Source organism: Demequina muriae (assembly GCF_030418295.1).
Classification (GTDB): Bacteria; Actinomycetota; Actinomycetes; order Actinomycetales; family Demequinaceae; genus Demequina; species Demequina muriae.
Genome location: NZ_JAUHQA010000001.1, coordinates 1,326,727 through 1,349,739, shown reverse-complemented (window position 1 = coordinate 1,349,739; position 23,013 = coordinate 1,326,727). Strand labels below are relative to the sequence as shown.

Genomic DNA, 23,013 nt, shown 5'->3' with positions numbered 1-23,013 from the left:
GTCAGCGACCCGCGCCGCGTGCAGTGGGCGCCGAGCGTCGCTCGAGTTCGAGCCGCTCGCTGATCTCATCCACCGAGGCGGGGCTGCCCAAGTAGTAGCCCTGGCCGATCACTCCGCCCAGCTGGGCGAGCGCCTCAGCCGTCGCGTCGTCCTCGATTCCCTCCGCGACCACGCGCAGGTCGAGCGCGAGGGCGAGGGCGATGGTGGAGCGCACGATGATCAGGTCATGGTGGTCGGAGCCGATGTTGCTCACGAATGACCGGTCGACCTTGAGCTCGTCGATCTGGAGGCGCTTGAGATAGCTCAGCGAGGCGTTGCCGGTCCCATAGTCGTCGATCGCGATCTCAACGCCGATGCCCCGCACGGCGCGGATCACCATGTCGGCGCGCACCGTGTCGGAGAGGATCCCGGTCTCCGTGATCTCGAGCACCAGCGCAGAGGGCGGCACCTGGTGACGCGCCAGCGCCTCGTAGATCTGCTGCGCCAGGCCCACGTCCGAGAGGTGGCGGGCAGACAGGTTGACCGCCACGCGAATCTGGTGCCCGGCCTCTCGCCACCGTGCGAGCTGCGCCAGCGCCGCGTCGAGCACGAAGTGGGTGACCGGGAAGATCAGTCCGGAGTTCTCCGCAAGGGGGATGAAGTCGTCGGGCGCGATGGTGCCGCGCGTGGGGTGATCCCACCGCACCAGCGCCTCGACGGCGACCGTTCGGCGAGAGTTCAGGTCCACCTGCGGCTGGTAGACCACCCGCAGCTGCTGAGAGTCGAGCGCGGAGCGCAGGTCAGCGAGAAGTTGGAGGCGTTCGACGGTGTTGACGTCGTACTCCGGCGAGTAGGTGCTGATCCGGTCCCGCTCGAGCTTCGCGTGGTACAGCGCGATGTCGGAGTTCTTCATCAGCGTCTCGCCGTCGGTGCCGTGCATGGGCGCCACGGCGACGCCGGCACTCGAGCGCACCAGCAGCTCGAGGCTCTCGATCCTGATCGGCGCGTCCAAGGCCGCGAGCAGGTCGCGCGCGACGCGCCGCGAGTCGGCGAGGCCGCCATGCACGACGACTGCGAACTCATCGCCGCCGAGGCGGTGGACGGATCCGCCTTCGGGCACCGCGTTGCGCAGCCGCTCGGCCACGTCCCGGAGGATCGTGTCGCCCACCGGGTGGCCCAGGGTGTCGTTGAAGTCCTTGAAGTGATCCAGGTCCAGGAGCACCAGTCCCGGCCCTTGGGTGGTGGTGTGCTGTGAGGCGCGCAACGCCCTCGTGAGGGCGTTGTCGAGCTGGCCTCGGTTGCCCAGACCCGTCAGAGAGTCGTGCGCCGCATCGTGCGCGTGCCGTGCCACCACGGTGGCGAAGAGGTGCGCCGCGACCACCGGCGCGGCGAGGAGCGCCAGCACGCCGACGCCGTCGGACGCGACGTCGGCCGCGATGCCGCCCACGCTGAGCAGCACCAGGTGAGTGAGGAAGGAGTTGCGCGCATCGGTGCGCAGCACGAATGTCAGAGGCTGCCCGGACGCGAGAGCGACCACCGCGGCGACGAGGAACCAGTTGACGATGACCATCGCAACGCCGGCGATCAGGAGCGCTCCGACATGTCCGGGCGTCACCGGCTCAGGCACGCCAAAGGTCGGCTGGCCGGTGAGGAGCCCGTAGACGATCCCCGCGGAGAGGACGCTCAGCGCGTATTGCGCGGTATTGAAGAGTGACTTCTTGAACTCACGACGATTGACGATGTCATCGGTGAGGCTCGACACCACCTGCACGACGATCGCCAGGCCGAGCCCTCCCACGGCGATCAGGGCGAGCACGAAGGGTGCCGACGTCGACAGCGACCTCGTCTCCGCGCCCGCAAGCACGAGCAGGATGGGCTTGACCTCTCCCGCGATCGCCGCCACCGCGAGGAACGCGACCGAGGCCAGCGGCAGGGCGGCGAGGAACGCCTCCCACGGGCTCAGCATGATCGCTGCGATCACGCTGCCCAAGCCTGCGGTGCTGACGACCGCCAAGTAAATGGTGAGCGGCGAGAGCGACGCCGAGGCTCGAGCCCCGGCGTCGCCCTCGCCAGAGGGTGGTCTCAGACCCACTTATAGCCAGCGCCGACGATGGCGGCGACGGCGACGAGGGTGCTCGCGCTCGCCGCGACACGCACGACCTTGCTGTTCTGAAGAACGCTCCACTTGTTCATCTATCTCTCCCTTGCTGAGGAGACGATGGTGACGGTTGAACCCGCCATCCGACACCTGCGTCCCCGGAAGGCCCGGGTATTCCGATGTGCGGCCATCGTCCGCTTTGTTGCGGTCCGCCGGACTGCGTCCCACAGTTCATACTCTCGCATTCGAGAGCACAAGGCCAGCATTGCGAGCGTCGCATCTGTCCGAATCGAGCCTTCGGAGCAGGGACGACGGCGCGCGCGGGCAGGCCAAGACCCACGGCCGCTCACGTCGCCCGTGGGCTCGCGCACTCGACCACAAACGTCAGCGGCGCACCGCCGCGACTCGCACCCGCCGCCGTTCGCTGACGATCGCCAGGGCGACGCCGCCAGCGATCAGAGCGATCGCGACCGGCACCAGGCCGGGCGTCACGGGTCCGGTGACCGCCAGCTCCGTGCCCTCGACGACGCCGGTGTCGGTGTCCTCGGCCACGGTGACTGCCGCATCCTGAGCCGGTGCCTCCACGGTGATGGTGTAAGTCTCCGAGGTCTCAGGAGCGATGCCATTCGCGGCGGTCACGGTGAACGTGCTCGTGCCCGGTGATGTGGGGGTGCCGGAGATCACGCCAGTGTCCTCATCGAACGTCAGACCCGCGGGGAGTTCACCGCTGAGCGTGAAGGTGGGAGTGGGGGTCCCCTCCGCGGTCACAGTGAACTCGTAGGCCGTGCCGGCGGTCGCATCGGTCGGTGCGCCTGAGGTGATGGTCGGAGCGAAGACTTCGGAGACGGTGCCAGGAGGCGGGCAGCCCGTCGGCGCCGTGATGTCGTTGGTGTCCAGCGTCACCGCGCCATTCAGCGCGATCAGCCGGCCCTCGATCGAGGCGCCCGTCACCGCAGTCACGGAGGCGGCCGCGAGGACGGTGCCCTGGAAGTCCGCGGCGCCCTGGATCGTGGCGGAGCTGCCGACCTGCCAGAACACGTTGCACGCGTTCGCGCCGCCGGTGATGACGATCTGACTCGCGCCGCCGATCGTGAGCGTCGATGAGGCCTGGAACACCCACACGGAATCGGCTGCGCCCTCGAGCGTGAGAATGCCAGCCCCAGCAAGCGAGAGCTCGCCGCCGGTGTAGACGCCCGGCGTCAGGCTCAGACCATTCAGCTCTCCGACGCCGGTCTGGGTCGGCGACAACGACGCTGCGATGCCGTATGCACCCGTCGCATCGTCCTGCGCCTGCGCGGCTTCAGCATCGGTCTGGTGCACGGTGCCGTTGACGACGCCGTCCGGAAGGCCCCCGAATCCGGTGATTGACGTGCCGGGCGAGAGCCCGACGTCGCCGTTGACCACGCTTGGCCCGGTATTGGTGATCTCGCTCGTCGCCAGGACGCCGTAGGTCGCGGCGGTGCCCAAGTCGACGGGGCCGTCGAGGACGGTGGCGGCCGAGGCCGGCCCACCGGTGCCGAGGAGGAGGGCGGCGGTGAGGCCGAGGGCTGTGGCAAGCCACAGCGGGGTGCGGAGGGAGGTGCTGGCCATGGTGGCCCCTGACTGCGAGCGAGACGCACCTGCACACGCCGACGACGTCCGGAAGGTCCCGATTTGTCGAGTATCACACGCGCGGAAGGCGCGACTATAGGCCGAGTGGGCAACATCACTCGGTGCATCCCGGGGCGAAAGTCAGCGGCTGCTGCGGGCCATCGAATGCACGATGGGCCCGCGGAGAATCCTCGACGTGAGCCGGGCGCCCGAACTCGGGCGAACCTTCGGTGGTGGAGCCTAGGGGAATCGAACCCCTGACCTCCTGCTTGCAAAGCAGGCGCTCTACCAATTGAGCTAAGGCCCCGTGCTCTGACCGTGCGGGTCAGAACTCGTGGTGGACATCCTCCCAGATGTCACGCCGTGCGTCACGGGCAAGAGCCCCGTACGCGACCGCGACCGCCGCGATCACTGCGGCGATGATGACCATTCTCTTCATACGTCCACCTCGGTGGGCCCAGGAGGACTTGAACCTCCGACCTCTTCGTTATCAGCGAAGCGCTCTAACCGCCTGAGCTATGGGCCCGATGCGGCACAGCCGCGGCGACCAACGATACCCCACCCGCACACGGCGAACCAAACCGGCATCGGCCGGTCGTCGACGCACGCTCAAGGTGCGCGTCAGTCGTCGGTGAGGGTGACGTAGATGCCGCCGACGACCTTGGAGATCGTGTTGTAGAGGAACGCGCCGAGCGTCGCCAGCGCGGTGAGCAGCACCACGTTGACCACGGCCATCAGGACGGTGGCGGACATCCACTTGTTGAGAGCGAAGAACTGGAGCAGGTCCACCTCCTGATCCTCGGTGAACAGCTGGAGCACCCACTCGTTCGCCAGCGCGAACACGCCCAGGCTGTCGAGCGCGCCCCACAGCACGTAGACCGCGACCACCATCATGATGCCGAGCGCGATGGACAGCAGGAAGCCGATCTTGAGCGCGGACCACGGGTCGATGCGCGACACCAGCACGCGAACCTTGCGCGGGCCGCCCTTGCGCTCGGAGGCCGCGATGTCGTCAGCCGAGGTGAGGTCCTCCTTGGCCTTCGCGGCGAAGTCCTTGAAGCGACCGAAACCGGCCGAGGCGGAGGCGCCGACGCCCGCCGCCGCACCCGCGAAAGCGGAGGTGTGACCGGTCGAGGTGGCCTGAGCATCCGACGTGGGGTGCTGTCCGCTCACCGGCTGCTGGCCCGTCGTGGGGGCGCTGCTCGGCGCGGACGGGGCGCGGTTCACCGGAGCACCGGCGCCGGGACCGTTCACCGGCGAGAAGACGCCGCCCGCCGAGTGCTGGCTGGACACGGGCTGCTGAGCGGAGGTGGGCTGCTGCCTCGACACCGGCTGCTGCCTCGACACCGGCTGCTGCGCCGACGTGGGCTGCTGCGCCGAGGTCGGGGCGGGGGCGTCGTATGGCGACCGTGGCTGCTGGCCCGACACCGGCTGCTCGCTGGTGATGGGGCGCAGCGAGGAGCGCGTCGGCGTACGCGGGGCGTCGCCTGACCCCTCGTCCGACCGGGCGCTGAAACTGGGCCCGGTGCCGGGGTTCGCGCGGTTATCCGCGTTCATGTGCGTCTCCTCCTCGACCGCGCGGCCGCGCGGGCATGGTGTCCAGGGTACTGGAGGGCGGTGGAACAACGGAGGCGGGGAAGACCTCACCCGCCCATCGATGTGCGTGGCCCACTGTACGGGAACGCCTCAGGGTGTGCGAGAGGTTCCCCGCGCATCGGCCTTCCCCTGCGGTGCCGCGGCCCCGGGAACGACGAAGCCGGGCCGCGCTGCACACCATCGTGATGCAGAGCGACCCGGCTGTCGCGTCTCGGGACGGTGAGCGTCAGACGTCGGCGGGCGCCCACTTGGTGCCCGGCTCGCCGGCCTCGACGGGAGCATCTCCCGCGAGGTTCGCGCGGAGCTGGGCGCCCAGGCCAGCGTCGACGTTGGTCCAGTACTGGATCGCACGCTCGCGAATGTCATCCGCCTTCACGGCGCCCACGTGACCAGTGATCTGCTCGAGGAACCGTGACTTCTCCTCGTCGTTGAACACGTCGCGGTACATGGTCCCGGCCTGACCGAAGTCGTCGTCCTCCGGGTGCAGCGCCGCGGCGGTGCGCACCATCTCGCCATCGGACTCCCAGCCGCCGGACTCGGCCGCGCGGGCCGGGTCTGCGTGGGCTCCGCCGCGCGAGTTGGGCGCGTACACGGGAGTGTCCGCCGAGGAGAACGAGTACCGCATCGAGCCCTCCTTCGAGTACGAGTGGGCGTCCTGGTGCACGTTCCTCGGTGCGTTGACCGGCAGCTGCGCGTGGTTGGTGCCCACGCGGTAGCGCTGCGCATCGGCGTAGGAGAAGATCCGCGCGATCAGCATCTTGTCCGGCGAGGGGCCAATGCCGGGGACGAAGTTGGACGGCGCGAACGCGGCCTGCTCGATCTCCCCGAAGTAGTTCTCGGGGTTGCGGTTGAGCTCCATGGAGCCGACCTCGATCAGCGGGTAGTCGCCGTGCGGCCACACCTTGGTCAGGTCGAACGGGTTGAAGCGGTAGGTCTTCGCGTCCTCGTAGGGCATGACCTGCACGCTGAGCTTCCAGCGCGGGAAGTCGCCGTCCTCGATGTGCGTGTAGAGGTCGCGGATGTGGTGGTCGGCGTCCGAGCCGGCCAGCTGTGCCGCCTCATCACCCGTCAGGTGGTGCACGCCCTGCTCGGTGTGGAAGTGGTACTTGACCCAGAACCGCTCGCCCTCGGCATTGATCCACTGGTACGTGTGCGATCCGTAGCCGTTCATCTCGCGCCACGAGCGCGGCAGGCCGCGGTCGCCCATGAGCCACGTCACCTGGTGAGCGGACTCGGGGGACAGGGTCCAGAAGTCCCACTGCATGTCGTTGTCGCGCAGGTGCGAGCCCGGCAGTCGCTTCTGCGAACGGATGAAGTCGGGGAACTTGATGCCGTCCTTGATGAAGAACACGGGGGTGTTGTTGCCGACGAGGTCGTAGTTGCCCTCATCGGTGTAGAACTTCAGCGCGAAGCCGCGGGGGTCGCGCCAGGTGTCGGGCGAGCCCTGCTCGCCGGCGACGGTGCTGAAGCGGGCGAGCATGTCCGTGGTCGCTCCTGGCTGGAACAGCGAGGCCCGGGTGTACTTCGACACGTCGTTGGTGACGGTGAGGGTGCCGTAGGCGCCGCCGCCCTTGGCGTGGACCACGCGCTCCGGCACGCGCTCACGGTTGAACTGCGCGAGCTTCTCGACCAGGTAGTGGTCGGTCAGCGAGATGGGGCCGTCCTGGCCCACGGTCTGCGAGTGCTCGTCCGAGGCGACCGGCGCCCCTGCGTTGGTGGTGGTGTACTTCTCAGTCACGTCTGTGTCTCCTTGATTGACGGTGGACGGGTACGGGTCTTCAAGCGTGGGTGTTTGTCGCGAGGCCGGGTGGGACGGCCGATGCGGTCGCACAGTCGGCGCACACTCCCCAGAAGGTCACTTCGGCCTCGGAGAGGTCGAAGCCGGCGGAGTCGCTCGGCGTCAGGCAGGGTGCGTGACCGGTGACGCAGTCGACGTCCGCGACCGTGCCGCATCGCTTGCACACGATGTGGTGGTGGTTGTCGCCCACCCGCAGCTCGAACAGGCCAGGGTGTCCGGCCGGCTCGATGCGGCGCACGAGGCCCGCGGCCACGAGATCGCCGAGCACGTTGTATACGGCCTGCAGCGACGTGGAAGGAAGAAACTCGCGCACGCGCTCGAAGATGGCATCGGCCGATGCGTGGGGTTGAGCGCCGAGCGCCTTCATCACCGAGAGTCTGGGCTGGGTGACGCGCAGCCCGGACTCACGCAGAAGCGTGTCGGCGGGTGGGGGCGGCGTAGACATCGACCCCACCCTAGCGCTTCTTTTGATTCACTCAAAATAAGGCAAGGGTGGGGCCGCGCCGGAAGGCCACGCGAGGTGTCCGGGTGTCTACGCGAGCGCGCGGAGCTCCGTCAGTTCCGAAGCGCCGCCGGAGACGTGGTCGGCGAGCGCAGCATTGAACTCCACGGAGTGCCGAGAGACGAGGTGTGCCCCGAAAGCGGCCTCATCGTCGTAGACCTCGTAGACGAAGAACGAGCCCTCGCTCTCCGTCTCCCGCCACGGCTCGAAGGCGATGTTGCCCGGCTCGGCTCGCACCGCTGAGGCAAGCTGTGCGAGCAGCGCCGCGACCGTGCTCTCATGTCCGGGAAGTGCGTGAATGCGCGCGTAGAGCGAGATCGTCATCCCTACGCCTCGGCCGCGCCGGTCATGATCGCGACCGCGTCGGTGCGCGAGTGCGACTGTGGCGTCACGATCGCCGCGCACCGGCCCAGTCGCTGGATGTGGATCCTGTCCGCGACGTCGAACACCTGCGGCATGTTGTGACTGATGAGGATGACAGGGGTCCCCTCGTCGCGCAGCCGCTTCACCAGGTCGAGCACCTGATTGGACTCGCGCACTCCGAGCGCGGCGGTGGGCTCATCGAGCACCACCACCTTTGATCCGAAGGCGGCGGCACGCGCGACGGCAACGGCCTGCCGCTGCCCGCCCGACAGGCTCTCGATGGGAACAGTGACGTCCTGGAGAGTGGTGATTCCAAGACGGCGCAGCTCATCACGGGTGCGCTCCCGCATCCTCTTGATGTCAAGCTGCCGGAACACGGATCCCATCACGCCGGGCTTGCGCACTTCACGGCCCAGGAACAGGTTGGACGCGACGTCGAGGGCTGGTGACACGGCGAGGTTCTGATAGACCGCCTCGATGCCGTGCTCCTTGGCGTCCTCGGGCCTCCGGAAGCGCACTTCCTCGCCGTCCAGTTCAATGGTGCCGGCGTCGGGGATCTCCGCACCGGTCAGGCACTTGATGAGCGTCGACTTGCCTGCGCCGTTGTCGCCGATGATCGCCAGCACTTCCCCCGGGTACAGGTCGAGGTCGACGCCATCGAGGCCGACGACGCGACCGTAGGTCTTCACGAGTCCACGGGCAGTGAGCACTGGTGTGGCGCTCTTCGCCGTCCCCGACTCCTGGGGAGCGGCGGATGTTGGGGTCGCAGCCATCAGCGTGCCCTCCGAATCCACTGGTCAACGGATACGGCGACAATCACGAGAATTCCCACCGCAAGGGTCTGGTAAAGCACATCGAGGCCCGCCAACGAGAGGCCGTTGCGGAACACGCCCACGATCAGCGCCCCCAGCAGCGTTCCCCACACCGCGCCGCGGCCGCCGAACAGGCTGGTGCCGCCGATCACGACCGCGGTGATGGAGTCGAGGTTGAGGTCTGCGCCCGCGTTCGGGCTCGCGGCGCTGGTACGGCCGATCTGCAGCCACGCGGCGATCGCGATGATCGCGCCGGCAGAGATGTAGACGGAACGCAGCACCCAGGTCGTGCGCACTCCGGCGAGGCGGGCCGCCTCCGGGTCATCGCCCACGGCGTAGACGTGCCTGCCCCATGCGGTGGTCGCCAGGATCCACGCCATGACCACGTAGAGCACGAACATGATGACCACGCCGTAGGAGATGCTCACGCCGGCCACCGGGAAGGACTTGCCAGTCCAGGTCATCATCGCCGGCATGTCGGAACCGCGTACCGTCGCGCCCTTGGAGTACAGCAGTGTCAAGGCCAGGAAGATCGAGTAGGTGCCCAGTGTCACGATGAACGGCGGCAGCTTGAGCTTGGTCACGAGCATGCCGTTGATCACTCCTGTGATCAGTCCCACGAGTATGCCCAGGAGCAACGCCATCGGAGCCGAGAAGCCATGCTCGGCAGCGGCGACGGCCATGACCATCGACGCCAGCACCATCGCGGTGCCGACGGACAGGTCGATGCCTGCCGTCAGAATGATGAGTGTCTGGGCAAGCGCGACGGTGCCCACGATCGCGACCTGCTGGGTGATCAGTGACAGGTTCGCTGGAAGCAGGAACCTGTCGTTCAGCATCCCGAAGACAACGATCGAGACCAGCAGGACGACTGCGGGGCTCAGTGCGGGATAGCGGTGCAGCACGGACCGCAAGCGCTGAATCGGCGTCTGTGCCGTTTCGAACACGTGCGCCGCGGGTGACTCGGTCTCAGTTGATGCAGTCATGTCCTCATCCTCGAGGTTGGCTCGGTGGCGCCGCCGGGGCGACGCCACCGAGCGCGTCCTATGGAACTATCCCCAGCAGATCTCGGAGCCGGTGGCGGTGTCGATGCTCTCGAGGCCGTCGACCGGGTTGTCAGTCACCAGGGCGACACCCGTGTTGAAGAAGTCGAGCCCCTCGCTGACCTCAGGGGTGGTGCCGGTGCGCACCAGTTCGGTGATCGCGGCGACGCCGAGCTCGGCCATCTTGAGCGGGTACTGCTGGCTCGTTGCGCCGATCACGCCGGACTCGACCCCGTCCACGCCTGCGCAGCCACCGTCCACCGAGACCAGCAGCACGTCGGACTTGCCTGCCGCGTCCAGCGCAGCCTTGGCGCCATAGGCGGCGGGCTCATTGATCGTGTAGACCACGTTGATGTCAGGGTTCTGCGCGAGCAGCAGTTCCATGGCCGTGCGGCCGCCGTCTTCGGCGCCCTGCGTCGCTTCGTTGCCGACGATCGTGTACGAGCCTCCGGTGTACGAACCGGTGGCGGCCTCATCGCCATTCACCTGAGGGTCGGCGACATCGATGCCCATGCCGGTGAGGAAGCCCTGGTCGCGGGCGTAGTCCACGGAGACGATTTTGTCGTCAAAGAGGTCCAGCATGCCGATCACGGCGTCTTCGCCGTCGAGGGCGGTGGCGGTCCACTCGCCGATGAGCTGACCGGCGAGGAAGTTGTCGGTCGCGAAGGTGATGTCGACCGCGTCCTCCGTTGACGGCGGGGTGTCGAGGGCGATCACGTAGAGGCCGGCTTCGCGTGCCTTCATGAGCGCGTCCTCGACCGCCTGGCCGGACGGGGTGATGAGGATGCCTGCGTCGCCACGGGCAATCGAGTTCTCGATCGCCTGGATCTGCGTGTCCTCGTCGCCGTCCTCGCGCCCGGCGGCGACTGTCAGGGTCGCGCCCTCGGCTGCGGCGGCCTCCTCAGCGCCCTCCTGCATGGCGACGAAGAAGGGGTTCGTGGTGGTCTTGAGGATGAGTGCGACGCCGATCTCCTCATCGCCGCTCGCGGCGGGAGACTCGGACGCGTCGACGGTGCTCTCGTTGCTGCACCCAGTCAGGACGAAGGCCGCTGCGCCCATGGCTGCCACGCCTTTCCACAGAAGCCGGTGCCCAGAGTGGCGCTCGGTGAACTGATTCATCGTTGAATCTCCTTGACTCTCGCAACACTGTCCGGGTTGACAACGTTGTCATGACGCACGGTAGGCCCAGTTCCCTCATGAGTCAAGCCAATTTCGTAGACCGTGATGCTAGTGTGACAACGATGTCCGATCCCGAGCAGCGTTCGACGACCCGCACGCCACGGCCTACCATGCGAGACGTGGCGGCGCTCGCGCGCGTAGGAATCAAGACGGTGTCGAGGGTTCTGAACAATGAGCCCAACGTGACCCCGGAGACCGCGGAGCGCGTGGAACGGGCGGCGGCGCAGCTCAACTACGAGATCAATTCCGTCGCCGGCAATCTCCGGCGAACCGGACATGCGACCAAGACGGTGGGCCTGGTCGTCGGGCATGTCGCGAACCCATTCTCGGGTCAGATTCACGCCGGGGTCGAGGACGTCCTCTACTCCCATGGCTATTCAGTGCTGGCCGCGAGCCTTGACGACGATGCTGATCGCGAGCAGCGGCTCGTCCGCGAGTTCCTGCGGCGCCGTGTCGACGGACTGATCCTCACCACGATCTCCGACGAACAGACCTACCTCCTGCCCGAGCTCTCGCGCGGGCTGCCGATCGTATTCGTCGACCGCGAGCCATCCGGCGTCACCGCAGACGCCGTCGTGGGCGACAACATCGGTGGGGCACGAGAGGCCACTGCCCACCTGATCGCCCACGGCCATCGCCGCATCGCGTGCCTCGCCGACCGCGAGTTCCTGTCCACGGCGAAGCGCCGCGTCGAAGGCTACCGTCTGGCCCTGAGCGAGGGGGGCGTGGAGTTCGACCCGTCCCTGGTGACGATGAACCTCAGATCAGCGGACGCCGCCCAGGCAGCAGTTACCGCGCTGCTCAGCGGAGAGCACCCGCCCACCGCGATCTTCGCTGCGCAGAACCTCATCACGATCGGCGTCATCCGGGCGCTGCGCGCCGCCGGAATGCAGCACGCGATCGCGCTGATGTCCTTCGATGACTTCGAGGTGGCGGACTCGCTCGACCCCGGCATCTCCTGCGTCACTCAGGATCCACGCTCGATGGGCTCGCTCGCAGGCAAGAAGCTGCTCGCACGGCTCGGGGGAGACCACACCCCCGCGTCCACGATCATCTCTCCCACCACGTTCATCGCACGCGGGTCTGGCGAGATCCCCGCTCCTCTCTAGCCCGCACTCGCGAGGCGGCATTCCGGCCGATCGCCACTGCCGCGAGCGCTGCCATCGCGGCGTGCGCCCGGCCGATGCGCAGGAGCGCCACACCACCATCGGGCGCGGGTGACCTTTGGCCCAGGTGGGGGCCGCCGCGCACACGTACCTTGAGGGAAGAACTAATACCCCTGGAGGTATGCCATGAAACTGGTAGTCGTGGGCGGCGTCGCCGCCGGAGCATCCACCGCAGCGCGCGCGCGTCGCCTCGACGAGGACGCGGAGATCATCGTCTTCGAGCGGGGTCACCACGTGTCGTTCGCCAACTGCGGCCTGCCGTATCACGTGGGCGAAGTCATCAGCGAGCGCTCGCGCCTGCTGCTGCAGACCCCCGAGAGCCTGCGCGAGTCGCTCGCGATCGACGTACGGATCGCCACCGAGGTCGTCTCCATCGACCGCGAGGCCCGCGTCGTCACGGTGCGCGAGGTCGACACCGGCCGCGAGTACACCGAGGGCTACGACGCCCTCGCGCTGTGCATGGGCGCCGAGCCCATGCGCCCGCCCCTGCCCGGCATCGACCTGCCGTCCGTTCAGGTCCTCAGGCGCATCGGCGACATGGACCGCATCAAGGCCAGGCTCGACGCCTCGCTCGCTGAGCAGAAGGCCGGCCGGCGTGGCGTGGTCACCGCCGTGGTCGTGGGCGCCGGATACATCGGCCTCGAGATGGCGGAGAACCTTCACCACCGCGGCGTGCGCGTGGACGTGGTCGAGCTCGCGGACCAGATCCTGCCGCCCGTCGACGCGGACATCGCCGCGCCCGTCGAGCAGCACCTGCGCGCACGAGGCATCGGCCTCCACCTGTCGACCGCGGCGGCCGCCTTCAGGGCCCTCGCGGACGTCGATGGCGACGACCGCGTCTCCGTGGAGCTCAACTCGGGCACCACCATCGCTGCGGACCTCGTGATCCTGGCCGCTGGCGTGCGTCCCTCCGTGGCCCTTGCGATCGACGCGGGCCTGGAGCTCGGGACCCACGGCGGCATCGCCGTCGACACCCACATGCGCACCTCCGACCTGCACATCTGGGCCGCGGGCGACGCGGTCGAGACCCCGCACCCCGTGCTGCCCGGCAGCCACCTCAACCCCCTCGCGGGGCCCGCGAACCGGCAGGCGCGCGTCGCGGCCGAGAACATCTGCGGTCGCGACACCGAATACCTCTCCACCCAGGGCACCAGCATCGTCAAGGTGTTCGACATGGTCGCGGGCGGCACGGGCGCGACCCGCCGCCAGCTCGACGCCGCCGGCATCGAGCACCGCGTGGTGCACGTGCACCCATCGGGCCACGCCGGCTACTACCCCGGCACCGCGATGATGCACCTGAAGGTGCTGTTCTCTCCCGAGGATGGCCGGCTGCTGGGCGCCCAGGCGTGCGGCTTCGACGGCGTCGACAAGCGGCTCGACCTGCTCGCCATGGCCATCCGCGCCGGGCTCACCGTGCACGACCTCGAGCAGCAGGAGCTCGCATACGCGCCGCCGTTCGGATCAGCGAAGGACCCGATCAACATGGCCGGCTTCGTGGCGGCGAACGTGCTGAAGGGCGACCTGACGCTCTGGTACGCCGAGGACTATCCCGCCGCCACGGAGGGCGCGAGGCTCATCGACGTGCGCACCCCCGAGGAGTACGACGTCTGGCACATCCCCGGCGCCGAGTCGGTGCCGCTGGCCACGTTCCGCGAGGCGATGGCGGACTGGGACCGCACCACCCCCATCCGCCTGTACTGCGCCGTGGGCTTCCGCTCCTACCTCGCCCACCGCATCCTCGTGCAGAGCGGGTTCGCTGACGTCGCCACCCTCTCCGGCGGGTCCACGACCTTCACCCACGTGCACGGCCGCGCGAGCGACACGTACGAGGCGCAGCCGCCCATGGAGAACTACGCGGAGAAGGTGAGTGTCGCATCGGCCGTCGCCACCGCCACCGGTGCGCGCACCGATCTCGACTGCACCGGGCTGGCGTGTCCCGGGCCCATCATGCGCCTCGCGGCTGCCATGAAGGCGGCCGATGCGGGGGACGAGATCCGCGTCACCGTCTCCGATCCGGGCTTCGCCTTGGACGGGCCGGCCTGGGCCTCCAAGAACGGCCACACCCTGGTGGACATCGAGCCCCAGGGCGCGGGCTACGTCGCCACTTTCCGCAAGGGCGGCTTCGCACCCGTCGCCACCCGCGCACAGGGTCCCGAGAAGATGTCGATGGTGGTCTTCTCCGGCGACCTGGACAAGCTGATCGCGGCATTCATCATCGCCAACGGCGCGATCGCGATGGGCCAGGAGGTGTCGATGTTCTTCACGTTCTGGGGCCTGAACTCGCTGCGTCGCGAGGACCCGCCGCGGCGCGAGAAGAAGGCCATGGAGAAGATGTTCGGCGCGATGATGCCACGCGGCGCCAACAAGCTCACGCTGTCGCAGATGCACATGGCGGGAGCGGGCACCGCGATGATCAAGAGCGTGATGAAGCGTCACGAGGTCCAGCCTCTGCCCGAGCTCATCCAGGCCGCGCAGGACGGCGGCGCGCGGCTGATCGGCTGCACGATGACCATGGACCTTCTCGGCATCGCGGCCTCCGACCTGATCGATGGGGTCGAGCTGGGCGGCGTCGCGACGTTCCTGGGCGAGTCTCAGGAGTCGGGAAGCACTCTGTTCATCTAGGAGGCACGGTTCATCTAGGAGGCACGGGCGCTAGGCCCACTGGCCGCGTGCGACCAGCACCTCCTTGAGGATGTCCGCGCGGTCGGAGACCAGTCCGTCCACGCCGAGGTCGAGCAGGTGCACCATGTGGTCGCGGCGGTTGACCGTCCACACATGCACCTCGCGGCCCGCGGCGTGGGCGGCCTCGATCTGGCGCGCGAAGAGGAACGGCACCGGGCCCTTGCGCCACGGAATCTGCAAGGCGTCGACGTCTCCCAGGCTCGCGTGCGCATCGGCCCCCACCCACGTGCCGACGAGCCAGGCGATGGCCTCGCGCTCGGAGGCCGGCGTGGCGACCGGCCGCGACAGCAGCTTGAGGGTCGCGCGGCGACGATCAGCGGAGAACGATCCCACGCAGACGCGGTCGTGGGAGCGCGTGCGCTCGATCGCCTCGGCCACCGGCCGGATGCCGGACTCACCCTTGACGTCGATGTTGATGCGCGCGTCGGGCCACGTGCCCAGCACGTCGTCGAGGCGCGGCACCGGCTCCACGCCGCCGATGCGCGCCGCCTTCACCGAGTCCCAATCGCGCTCCGCGACCAGGCCGGTCGCATCCGTGGTGCGGTCAAGGGTCTCATCGTGGAGCGCCACGGCGACGCCGTCCCGCGTGCCGTGAGCGTCGGTCTCGAGGTACCGGTACCCCAGGTCCACCGCAGCCTGGAACGCCTTCATGGAGTTCTCGAGGCCCTCCAGGGAGAAGCCGCGGTGCGCAAGGGCGATCGGCCGTCCGCCGTTGTCGAAGTACGGGTGTCGAGGGGTCATTCCAGCACTGTATCCACGAAGTCGCCCACCGCGTCGAAGAAGGCGCGTCGAGGGCCCTCGGCGGAGAGCGAGAGGTCGTGCACCGCGCCCTCGACCACAGCGTCCCGGACGTCGCTGCCCAGTCCCGGCGCCCACGCCTCGATGAGTGCGGTGTCGACCACCACGTCCTGACTCTGGTGGCGAGGGTTGTCGTCGCGGTCGGGGCCGGAGGAATCGGACCTGGCCACGAGCACCGGCACGCGAATGTCGAGCCCGCGCGCCACACGACGCTGCGCCGCCCTGGTCGCCGCCAGCCAGCCCGCGGTCGCCGGCTCTCCGCCCGGCTTCTTCCACTGGGGATCGAAGACCCAGCCGCCCTTGTCTCGCAGTGCCACAGAGTAGGGGGATGGCACCCGAGCGAGCACCGTGCCCGCGCGGAGACGGCTGATGGTCGGCGTCGCGGCCAGCGCGTAGCGCTCCCACGGTCGCAGCATCAGGCCGAAGAAGGGGCTGTTCAGCACCAGCGCAGCGAGGTCCGGGTGCGGGGTGTCGGACGCCCAGATGGCCGCGGCGAGCCCTCCCGTGGAATGCGCATGGATCACGAGAGGCAGGTGCTCCTCGCCGGTCCGTTCCTTCGCATCGGCCAGAGCCGCTGCCGAGGCTGCCGTGATGTCCTCGCCGAGCTCGGCGATGTCGGTGATGTGGTGAGGCTTGTCCCCGGGTGTCAGCGACCGGCCTGCGCGCCGCATGTCCACCGCATAGAACGCGAGCCCCATCTCCGTGAGCGCGTCCGCGACGTGGGTGGTGAAGAAGTAGTCGTTGTACCCGTGGACGTGGAGCACCACTCCGCGTGTCCGGGTGGGAAGGCCGATGCGGCGAATCAGGGTGGCGGGCCCGAGGGGGGCCCGCTCGTAGTCGGGGAGCACGTCGTCGCGCCACTGCCCCTCTGTCCACTCCACGCGGGTGGGGGCGCTCTCGGGTTCCATCCTCCGATGCTATCTCTGCTGAATGGAGGCGACCGCGGCGCATTCTGGCGCGCCCGTCACCGTCCGTTCATCAGGCGCGGGCACACTGAGCGCATGAGCAACGACGACGTGCTGCCCTCGATCGCCGACGCGCCCGGCTTCCCCGACTCCGACCGCGTGCCTCGCAAACAGGTGTGGGCGTGGGCACTGTGGGACTGGGCGACGCAACCGTTCAACTCCGTCATCATCACGTTCGTCTTCACTGCCCTCTACTTGACCTCCGACAGCTTCATCGACCCGGCCATCGCCGCGCTCGGCGAGGACGACCCCGCGTACTCGGCCGCGATCGACAACCTGGCGTCAAGCCTCGGCTGGGGCATCACTGCCGCGGGCATCCTCGTCGCTCTCCTGGCCCCCGTGCTGGGCCAGCGCGCCGATGCGTCCGGCAAGCGCAAGTCCTGGCTGGGCGTGATGACACTGGTGCTCGTCGCCTGCGTCGGCGGCCTGTACTTCGTCGAGGCGACCCCCGATGCGTTCTGGCTTGGCGTGGGGCTCATCGCCTTGGGATCGATCGTGGCCGAGATCGCCAACGTGAACTACTACGCGATGATGGTCCAGGTCTCGACGCCCCGCACCATGGGCCGCGTCTCCGGCCTGGGGTGGGGACTGGGGTACATGGGCGGCATCGTCGCGCTCGTGTTCGTGGTGCTGCTCGACACCTTCGAGTGGTTCGGCATGGACACCTCGAACGGCATGGCGTACCGGCTGATCGCGGTGGGGTGCGCGGTGTGGACGCTCGTCTTCGCGTGGCCACTGTTCCGGTACGTTCCCGAGACGCAGGTGCGCAAGCGGCCGACCGTCAGCATCGTCAAGGGATACGCGATCCTGGTGGCAGACCTCCGCCGCCTGTGGAACGAGGCGCGTTCCACGCTGTGGTTCCTGCTCGCATCGGCCGTCTATCGCGATGGGCTCGCGGGCGTCTTCACCTTCGGCGCGATCATTGCCGCCGTGGCCTTCGGGTTCTCGGACAGTCAGGTCATCCTGTTCGGCATCGCCGCGAACCTCGTGGCCGGCGTATCGACGATCATCGCGGGCAGGTTCGACGACCGCCTGGGTCCGCGCCGAGTCATCCTGGTCGCGTTGGGCGTCATCGTGGCCGCGGGCGTGGTGATCGTGGCGCTCCATGGCGTGGGCCCGATCGTGTTCTGGGTGTGCGGGCTGCTGCTGTCCGGCATGGTGGGACCGGCGCAGGCCGCGTCCCGGTCGCTGCTCGCCCGGGTGTCGCCTGCCGGTCGCGAGGCCGAGATGTTCGGCCTCTACGCGACCACCGGGCGCGCCGCATCATTCCTCGCGCCCGGGATGTGGGCCCTGTTCATCACCCTCTTCGGGGCGACCATCTGGGGGACGCTCGGCGTCATCTCCGTGGTGCTGGCCGGCATGGTGCTCATGCTGTTCGTCCGCACGCCGGCGGATCGCGGAGCGGTCGAGCCCGCCTGACCCTGTCCGGCACTCGCTGTCGCCTAGGGGAGCTCGCGGCTTCCTGTCCGGCACTCACTGTCAATGAGTGCCGGACAGGAGTCACCGAACCCGCGTAGGGGTCAATGAGTGCCGGACAGGTGCGCGGTCAGTCGGCCGATGCGGGGGTGGGGGCGTCCGGGGCAGATTCAGTGGTCGGGGCAACCGGGTTCTCGCCCTCGGCCTCCTCGATCTCCTCTTCGACCTTGCGCTCGACATTGCGGGCCACGCCGATGATCACGTCGCCCTTGGCGGGCTTAGCGAAGGTCACGCCCATCGTGTTCTTGCCCTTGGCGGGGACCTGGTCCACACGGGACCGGACCACCTTGCCGGACTCCATGATCACCAGCACCTCGTCGTTGTCGTCGACGAGCAGCGCGCCCACGAGGTCGCCGCGCTCCTCCGTGAGGGTCGCGACCTTCACCCCCAGGCCGCCACGGTGCTTGGGCGTCCATGCCGAGACGGCGGTGCGCTTGGCGAAGCCGTGCTCAGTGACGACGAAGGAGAACGGGCCCCCGGCGGCGGCTGCTGCATCGGCCGCAGCGGCCGCGGCCGCCTCGTCGGACTCGTCCGAGACGCCCAGGTCCTCCGCATCGGGGACCGACGCATCGATGACGTCCATCGCCAGCAGCTCGTCGTCGCCACGGAAGCTCATGCCCTTGACGCCAGACGTCGCGCGACCCATGGGGCGCAGCTCGTCGTCGGTGGCATGGAAGCGCACCGACTGTCCCTTGCGTGACACGAGCATCAGGTCGTCATCAGGGCCGACCAGGCGTGCGGCCACGAGCTCGTCGGGGCGGATCTCGCCGTCCTCCGACTCGACGTCGCGCAGGTTTACGGCGATGAGCCCGCCCGTGCGGTTCGAGTCGTAGGCAGTGAGGTCCGTCTTCTTGACGAGGCCGCGCTTGGTGGCTAGCACCAGGTAGGGCTTGTCGTCGTACGACTTGAGGTCGAGCACCTGTGCGATCTGCTCTCCCGGCTGGAAGGCCAGCAGGTTGGCGACGTGCTGACCCTTCGAGTCGCGTCCGCCCTCGGGCAGTTCGTAACCCTTGGCCCGGTACACGCGACCCAGGTTGGTGAAGAACAACAGCCAGTGGTGCGTGGTGGTGACGAAGAACTGGTCGATCATGTCGTCGCTGCGCAGAGTCGCGCCGCGCACACCCTTGCCGCCGCGCTTCTGCGCCCGGTACTGGTCGGAACGAGTGCGCTTCGCATAGCCGCTGCGGGTGATCGTGACGACCACCTCTTCCTCGGCGATCAGGTCTTCGATGTCCACGGAGCCGTCGAAGGGGCTGATCTCGGTGCGGCGCGCGTCACCGTACTTGCGCACCACCTCGGCGAGCTCGTCCGCGATGATCGTCCGCTGACGGGGCTCGCTCCCGAGGATGTCGGTGAGGTCCTTGATCTGAGCCATCAGGCCCTCGTACTCGGCCTCGATCTTCTGGCGCTCGAGAGCGGCCAGGCGACGCAGCTGGAGGTTGAGGATCGCGTTCGCCTGCACCTCGTCGACGTCCAGGAGCTCCATCAGACCCGTGCGCGCCTCATCAACATTGGGCGAGCGCCGGATCAGTGCGATGACCTCGTCGAGGAGGTCAAGAGCCTTGACGTAGCCGCGCAGGACGTGGGCCTCGCGCTCGGCCTTGGCCAAGCGGTATGCGGTGCGGCGCTGGATGACCTCGATCTGGTGCGTGACCCAGTGCCGGACGAAGGCGTCGATGCTGAGCGTGCGCGGGACGCCGTCCACCAGGGCGACCATGTTGGCGCCGAAGGTGTCCTGCAGCTGAGTGTGCTTGTAGAGGTTGTTCAGCACCACCTTCGCGACGGCGTCGCGCTTGAGCACGATCACCAGTCGCTGCCCGGTGCGGCCTGACGTCTCATCGCGGATGTCCGCGATGCCGCCGATCTTGCCCTCCTTGACGAGCTCCGCGATCTTGAGCGCGAGGTTGTCGTAATTCACCTGGTACGGAAGCTCGGTGACCACCAGGCACTGGCGGCCCTGGAGCTCCTCGACCGTGACGACCGAGCGCATCGTGATCGAGCCACGACCCGTGCGGTACGCGTCCTCGATCCCGCGGCGGCCCAGAATGATGGCGCCCGTGGGGAAGTCGGGTCCCTGGATGCGGGCGATGAGCGCGTCCTGCAGCTCTTCCTTGGTCGCATCCGGGTTGTCGAGGTGCCACTGCACGCCAGCAGCGACTTCACGCAGGTTGTGCGGCGGGATGTTGGTAGCCATGCCGACGGCGATGCCGGAGGAGCCGTTCGCGAGCAGGTTCGGGAAGCGCGCGGGAAGCACCGCTGGCTCCTGCGTCCGGCCGTCGTAGTTGTCCTGGAAGTCGACGGTGTCCTCGTCGATGTCGCGCACCATCTCCATGGCGATCTGCGCCATGCGGGCCTCGGTGTACCGGTGCGCGGCGGCGGGATCGTTTCCGGGCGAGCCGAAGTTTCCCTGGCCGTCGGCCAGTGGGTAGCGGAGCGACCAGTCCTGGACCATCCGGACCAAGGTGTCGTAAACGGCACTGTCACCGTGGGGGTGATAGTTGCCCATCACCTCGCCGATGATGCGGGTGCACTTGGAGAACGCGCGGTCGGGGCGGTAGCCGCCGTCGTACATCGCGTAGATGACTCGACGGTGGACGGGCTTCAACCCATCGCGGACGTCCGGCAGCGCGCGGCCCACGATGACGGACATCGCATAGTCGAGGTACGACTGCTGCATCTCCACATTGAGGTCGACCTTGTCGATGCGGCCATGGTTGTGGATCTCAGATGTCAAGGAACCTCACGTCCTTCGCGTTGCGCTGGATGAAGTTGCGTCGCGACTCGACGTCCTCACCCATCAAGATGGAGAAGGTCTCGTCCGCGAGAGCGGCGTCGTCCATGGTGATCTGAAGCAGCGTGCGGGTCTCGGGGTTCATCGTGGTCTCCCACAGCTCCGAGTAGTCCATCTCGCCCAGACCCTTGTATCGCTGGATGCCGTTGTCCTTCGGGATCTTGTGGCCTGCGGCGAGGCCCTCCTTGAGCAGGGCGTCCCGCTCGCGATCCGTGAACACGTACTGGTGATCCGAGTTGGACCACTTGAGCTTGTACAGCGGCGGCTGTGCGAGGTACACATAACCGGCCTCGATGAGCGGCCGCATGTACCGGAACAGCACCGTCAGCAGCAGGGTCCGGATGTGCTGGCCGTCGACGTCGGCGTCGGCCATCAGCACGATCTTGTGATACCTCGACTTGTCGAGGTCGAACTCGTCGCCGATGCCCGAGCCGAAGGCCGTGAACAGCGCCTGGATCTCCGTGTTCGCCAGCGCCTTGTCGAGGCGAGCGCGCTCGACGTTCAGCACCTTGCCGCGCAGCGGCAGGATCGCCTGTGTTGCCGGGTTGCGGCCTCGCACCGCGGAACCGCCGGCCGAGTCACCCTCGACCAGGAAGATCTCGGAGATGCTCGGGTCCTTCGACGAGCAGTCGCGCAGCTTGCCAGGCATGCCGCCCGATTCGAGCAGGCCCTTGCGGCGCGTGGCCTCACGGGCCTTGCGCGCGGCGAGCCGAGCCTGCGACGCCTGCATCGCCTTGCGGATGATCTCCTTGGCGTCCTGCGGGTGGGCGTCGAACCAGTCCGTGAGCTTCTCGCCCACGATCTTCTGGACGAACGTCTTCGCCTCGGTGTTGCCGAGCTTGGTCTTGGTCTGACCCTCGAACTGCGGCTCGCCGAGTTTCACGGACAGCACTGCGGTGAGGCCCTCGCGCACGTCGTCGCCCGTGAGGTTCTCGTCCTTGTCCTTGAGGAGCGACTTGTCACGCGCGTACCGGTTCACCAGCGACGTGAGCGCCGCACGGAAGCCCTCTTCGTGTGCACCGCCCTCGGTGGTCGCGATCGTGTTCGCGTAGGTGAAGACCGACTCCGAATAGCCATTGGTCCACTGCATCGCGAGCTCGAGCGCGATCTTCTTCTCGACGTCCTCTGCCTCGAGCGAGATGACCTCGGCGTGCACCCGCTCCGACTTCTTCGTGTCGTTGAGGTGAGTCACGTAGTCGACGAGCCCGCCGTCGTACTTGTAGGTCACGACGCGCGACGTGGGGTGTTCGTCCGCATCCGGGTCGGAGTCCGCGGCGATGTGCTCCGGCCGCTCGTCCGTGAGCGAGATCGTCAGGCCCTTGTTGAGGAAGGCCATCTGCTGGAACCGTGCGCGCAGCGTCTCGAAGTCGTAGACCGTGGTCTCGAAGATCTCGGGGTCCGCCCAGAACGTCTGCTGCGTGCCCGTCTCGTCGGTGGGCTCGCCCATCTCGAGCGTGCCCTGGGGCTTGCCGCCGTCAGCGAACACCTGCGTCCACACGTTGCCCTGGCGCTTGACGACAGTCTCGACGCGAGCGGACAGCGCATTCACGACCGAGATGCCCACGCCGTGCAGACCACCCGAGACCGCGTAGCCACCACCGCCGAACTTGCCGCCCGCGTGGAGGATCGTCATGACGACCTCGACCGTGGGCTTGTGCTCCGTGGGGTGGATGTCGACGGGGATGCCACGGCCGTTGTCGGTGACGCGCACTCCGCCGTCCTGCATGAGCGTCACGGTGATCGTGTCGCAGTGGCCGGCGAGCGCCTCGTCCACCGAGTTGTCCACGACTTCGTAGACCAGGTGGTGGAGACCACGCTCTCCTGTGGAGCCGATGTACATGCCCGGGCGCTTGCGGACGGCCTCGAGGCCCTCCAGGACGGTGATGTTCGCAGCACCGTACGCAGGCTGCGCCACGGGCGCGTCGTTCTGGGCCACAGATTTCGCCTTTCAAGCGGTTCACGCGGGCACGGACGGCTCGCGACGTACTGGTGACCATTCTAGACGGTTCTAGGGCCGAAATTTCGCGTGTGGATGCCACTTGTGGGGAAGTCGTGACTGGCCAATACGCGTGACACGTCAACGGGTCGGGTTCAGAGGGGCCGCTGACTACCCGTAGGTGCCGCGCGGACCGCGTCCGCGGACGGCGTCCAAGGCGCCAATGCGAGGGGCCGGCG

The 23,013-nt window shown here is 68.1% G+C and carries 16 protein-coding genes and 2 tRNA genes; 3 read left to right on the top strand and 15 right to left on the bottom strand.

The genetic code is table 11. The features are described from left to right. Position 1: 1 nt before the first annotated feature. From QQX02_RS06270 to QQX02_RS06220, 11 genes are all read right to left on the bottom strand, one after another. Positions 2-1,960 (bottom strand): putative bifunctional diguanylate cyclase/phosphodiesterase, encoded by a 1,959-nt coding sequence (locus QQX02_RS06270; protein WP_301141937.1) that lies wholly within the window; start codon positions 1,958-1,960, stop codon positions 2-4. Positions 1,961-2,461: 501 nt separating this feature from the next. After that, complete coding sequence (locus QQX02_RS06265) at positions 2,462-3,667, bottom strand: ice-binding family protein (protein ID WP_301141936.1); 1,206 nt, start codon at positions 3,665-3,667, stop codon at positions 2,462-2,464. Positions 3,668-3,898: 231 nt separating this feature from the next. Beyond that, positions 3,899-3,974, bottom strand: a tRNA-Ala gene (locus QQX02_RS06260). A 145-nt stretch (positions 3,975-4,119) separates the two neighbouring features. Next, a tRNA-Ile gene (locus QQX02_RS06255) sits at positions 4,120-4,193 on the bottom strand. Between the two features lie 95 nt (positions 4,194-4,288). Next, positions 4,289-5,224, bottom strand: a complete 936-nt coding sequence (locus tag QQX02_RS06250) for a DUF3566 domain-containing protein (protein ID WP_301141935.1) — start codon at positions 5,222-5,224, stop codon at positions 4,289-4,291. A 265-nt stretch (positions 5,225-5,489) separates the two neighbouring features. After that, the gene (locus tag QQX02_RS06245; protein ID WP_301141934.1) at positions 5,490-7,001 is read right to left on the bottom strand and encodes a catalase; all 1,512 of its coding nucleotides are present in this window, start codon (positions 6,999-7,001) and stop codon (positions 5,490-5,492) included. A 40-nt stretch (positions 7,002-7,041) separates the two neighbouring features. Next, positions 7,042-7,506, bottom strand: coding sequence for a Fur family transcriptional regulator (locus QQX02_RS06240; protein WP_301141933.1), 465 nt, complete (start codon positions 7,504-7,506; stop codon positions 7,042-7,044). 87 nt (positions 7,507-7,593) lie between these two features. After that, entirely contained in the window at positions 7,594-7,887 is a 294-nt protein-coding gene (locus QQX02_RS06235) for a putative quinol monooxygenase (protein WP_301141932.1), read from the bottom strand. 2 nt (positions 7,888-7,889) lie between these two features. Then, positions 7,890-8,699 (bottom strand): ATP-binding cassette domain-containing protein, encoded by an 810-nt coding sequence (locus QQX02_RS06230; RefSeq protein WP_301141931.1) that lies wholly within the window; start codon positions 8,697-8,699, stop codon positions 7,890-7,892. Continuing rightward, the gene (locus QQX02_RS06225; RefSeq protein WP_301141930.1) at positions 8,699-9,724 is read right to left on the bottom strand and encodes an ABC transporter permease; all 1,026 of its coding nucleotides are present in this window, start codon (positions 9,722-9,724) and stop codon (positions 8,699-8,701) included. Before QQX02_RS06225 ends, QQX02_RS06230 begins: the two co-directional genes overlap by 1 nt. 66 nt (positions 9,725-9,790) lie before the next feature. Next, positions 9,791-10,900 carry a substrate-binding domain-containing protein gene (locus QQX02_RS06220; RefSeq protein WP_301141929.1) on the bottom strand — a complete coding sequence of 370 codons (1,110 nt, stop codon included), beginning with the start codon at positions 10,898-10,900 and terminating at the stop codon, positions 9,791-9,793. A 122-nt stretch (positions 10,901-11,022) separates the two neighbouring features. Between QQX02_RS06220 and QQX02_RS06215 the strand changes: the two genes are divergently transcribed. Further along, a complete protein-coding gene (locus tag QQX02_RS06215; RefSeq protein ID WP_301141928.1) occupies positions 11,023-12,069 on the top strand; it encodes a LacI family DNA-binding transcriptional regulator in 1,047 nt (348 codons plus the stop codon). A 183-nt stretch (positions 12,070-12,252) separates the two neighbouring features. Then, a complete protein-coding gene (locus QQX02_RS06210; protein WP_301141927.1) occupies positions 12,253-14,748 on the top strand; it encodes an FAD-dependent oxidoreductase in 2,496 nt (831 codons plus the stop codon). A 30-nt stretch (positions 14,749-14,778) separates the two neighbouring features. Here QQX02_RS06210 and QQX02_RS06205 read toward each other — a convergent pair whose 3' ends face one another. Both QQX02_RS06205 and QQX02_RS06200 read right to left on the bottom strand, forming a co-directional pair. After that, positions 14,779-15,549 carry a glycerophosphodiester phosphodiesterase family protein gene (locus QQX02_RS06205; protein ID WP_301141926.1) on the bottom strand — a complete coding sequence of 257 codons (771 nt, stop codon included), beginning with the start codon at positions 15,547-15,549 and terminating at the stop codon, positions 14,779-14,781. After that, complete coding sequence (locus QQX02_RS06200; protein ID WP_301141925.1) at positions 15,546-16,514, bottom strand: alpha/beta hydrolase; 969 nt, start codon at positions 16,512-16,514, stop codon at positions 15,546-15,548. The genes QQX02_RS06205 and QQX02_RS06200 overlap by 4 nt, the downstream gene beginning before the upstream one ends. Before the next feature lie 93 nt (positions 16,515-16,607). On the opposite strand from QQX02_RS06200, the gene QQX02_RS06195 reads away from it, so the two are divergent. Then, on the top strand, positions 16,608-17,990 hold the full coding sequence (locus tag QQX02_RS06195) for an MFS transporter (RefSeq protein WP_301141924.1): 1,383 nt from the start codon (positions 16,608-16,610) through the stop codon (positions 17,988-17,990). 127 nt (positions 17,991-18,117) lie between these two features. On the opposite strand, the gene gyrA is transcribed toward QQX02_RS06195, so the two are convergent. Both gyrA and gyrB read right to left on the bottom strand, forming a co-directional pair. Continuing rightward, positions 18,118-20,724, bottom strand: coding sequence for a DNA gyrase subunit A (gyrA, locus tag QQX02_RS06190; RefSeq protein ID WP_436968523.1), 2,607 nt, complete (start codon positions 20,722-20,724; stop codon positions 18,118-18,120). A gap of 46 nt (positions 20,725-20,770) precedes the next feature. Next, positions 20,771-22,774 (bottom strand): DNA topoisomerase (ATP-hydrolyzing) subunit B, encoded by a 2,004-nt coding sequence (gyrB, locus tag QQX02_RS06185; RefSeq protein WP_301141922.1) that lies wholly within the window; start codon positions 22,772-22,774, stop codon positions 20,771-20,773. Positions 22,775-23,013: the final 239 nt, after the last annotated feature.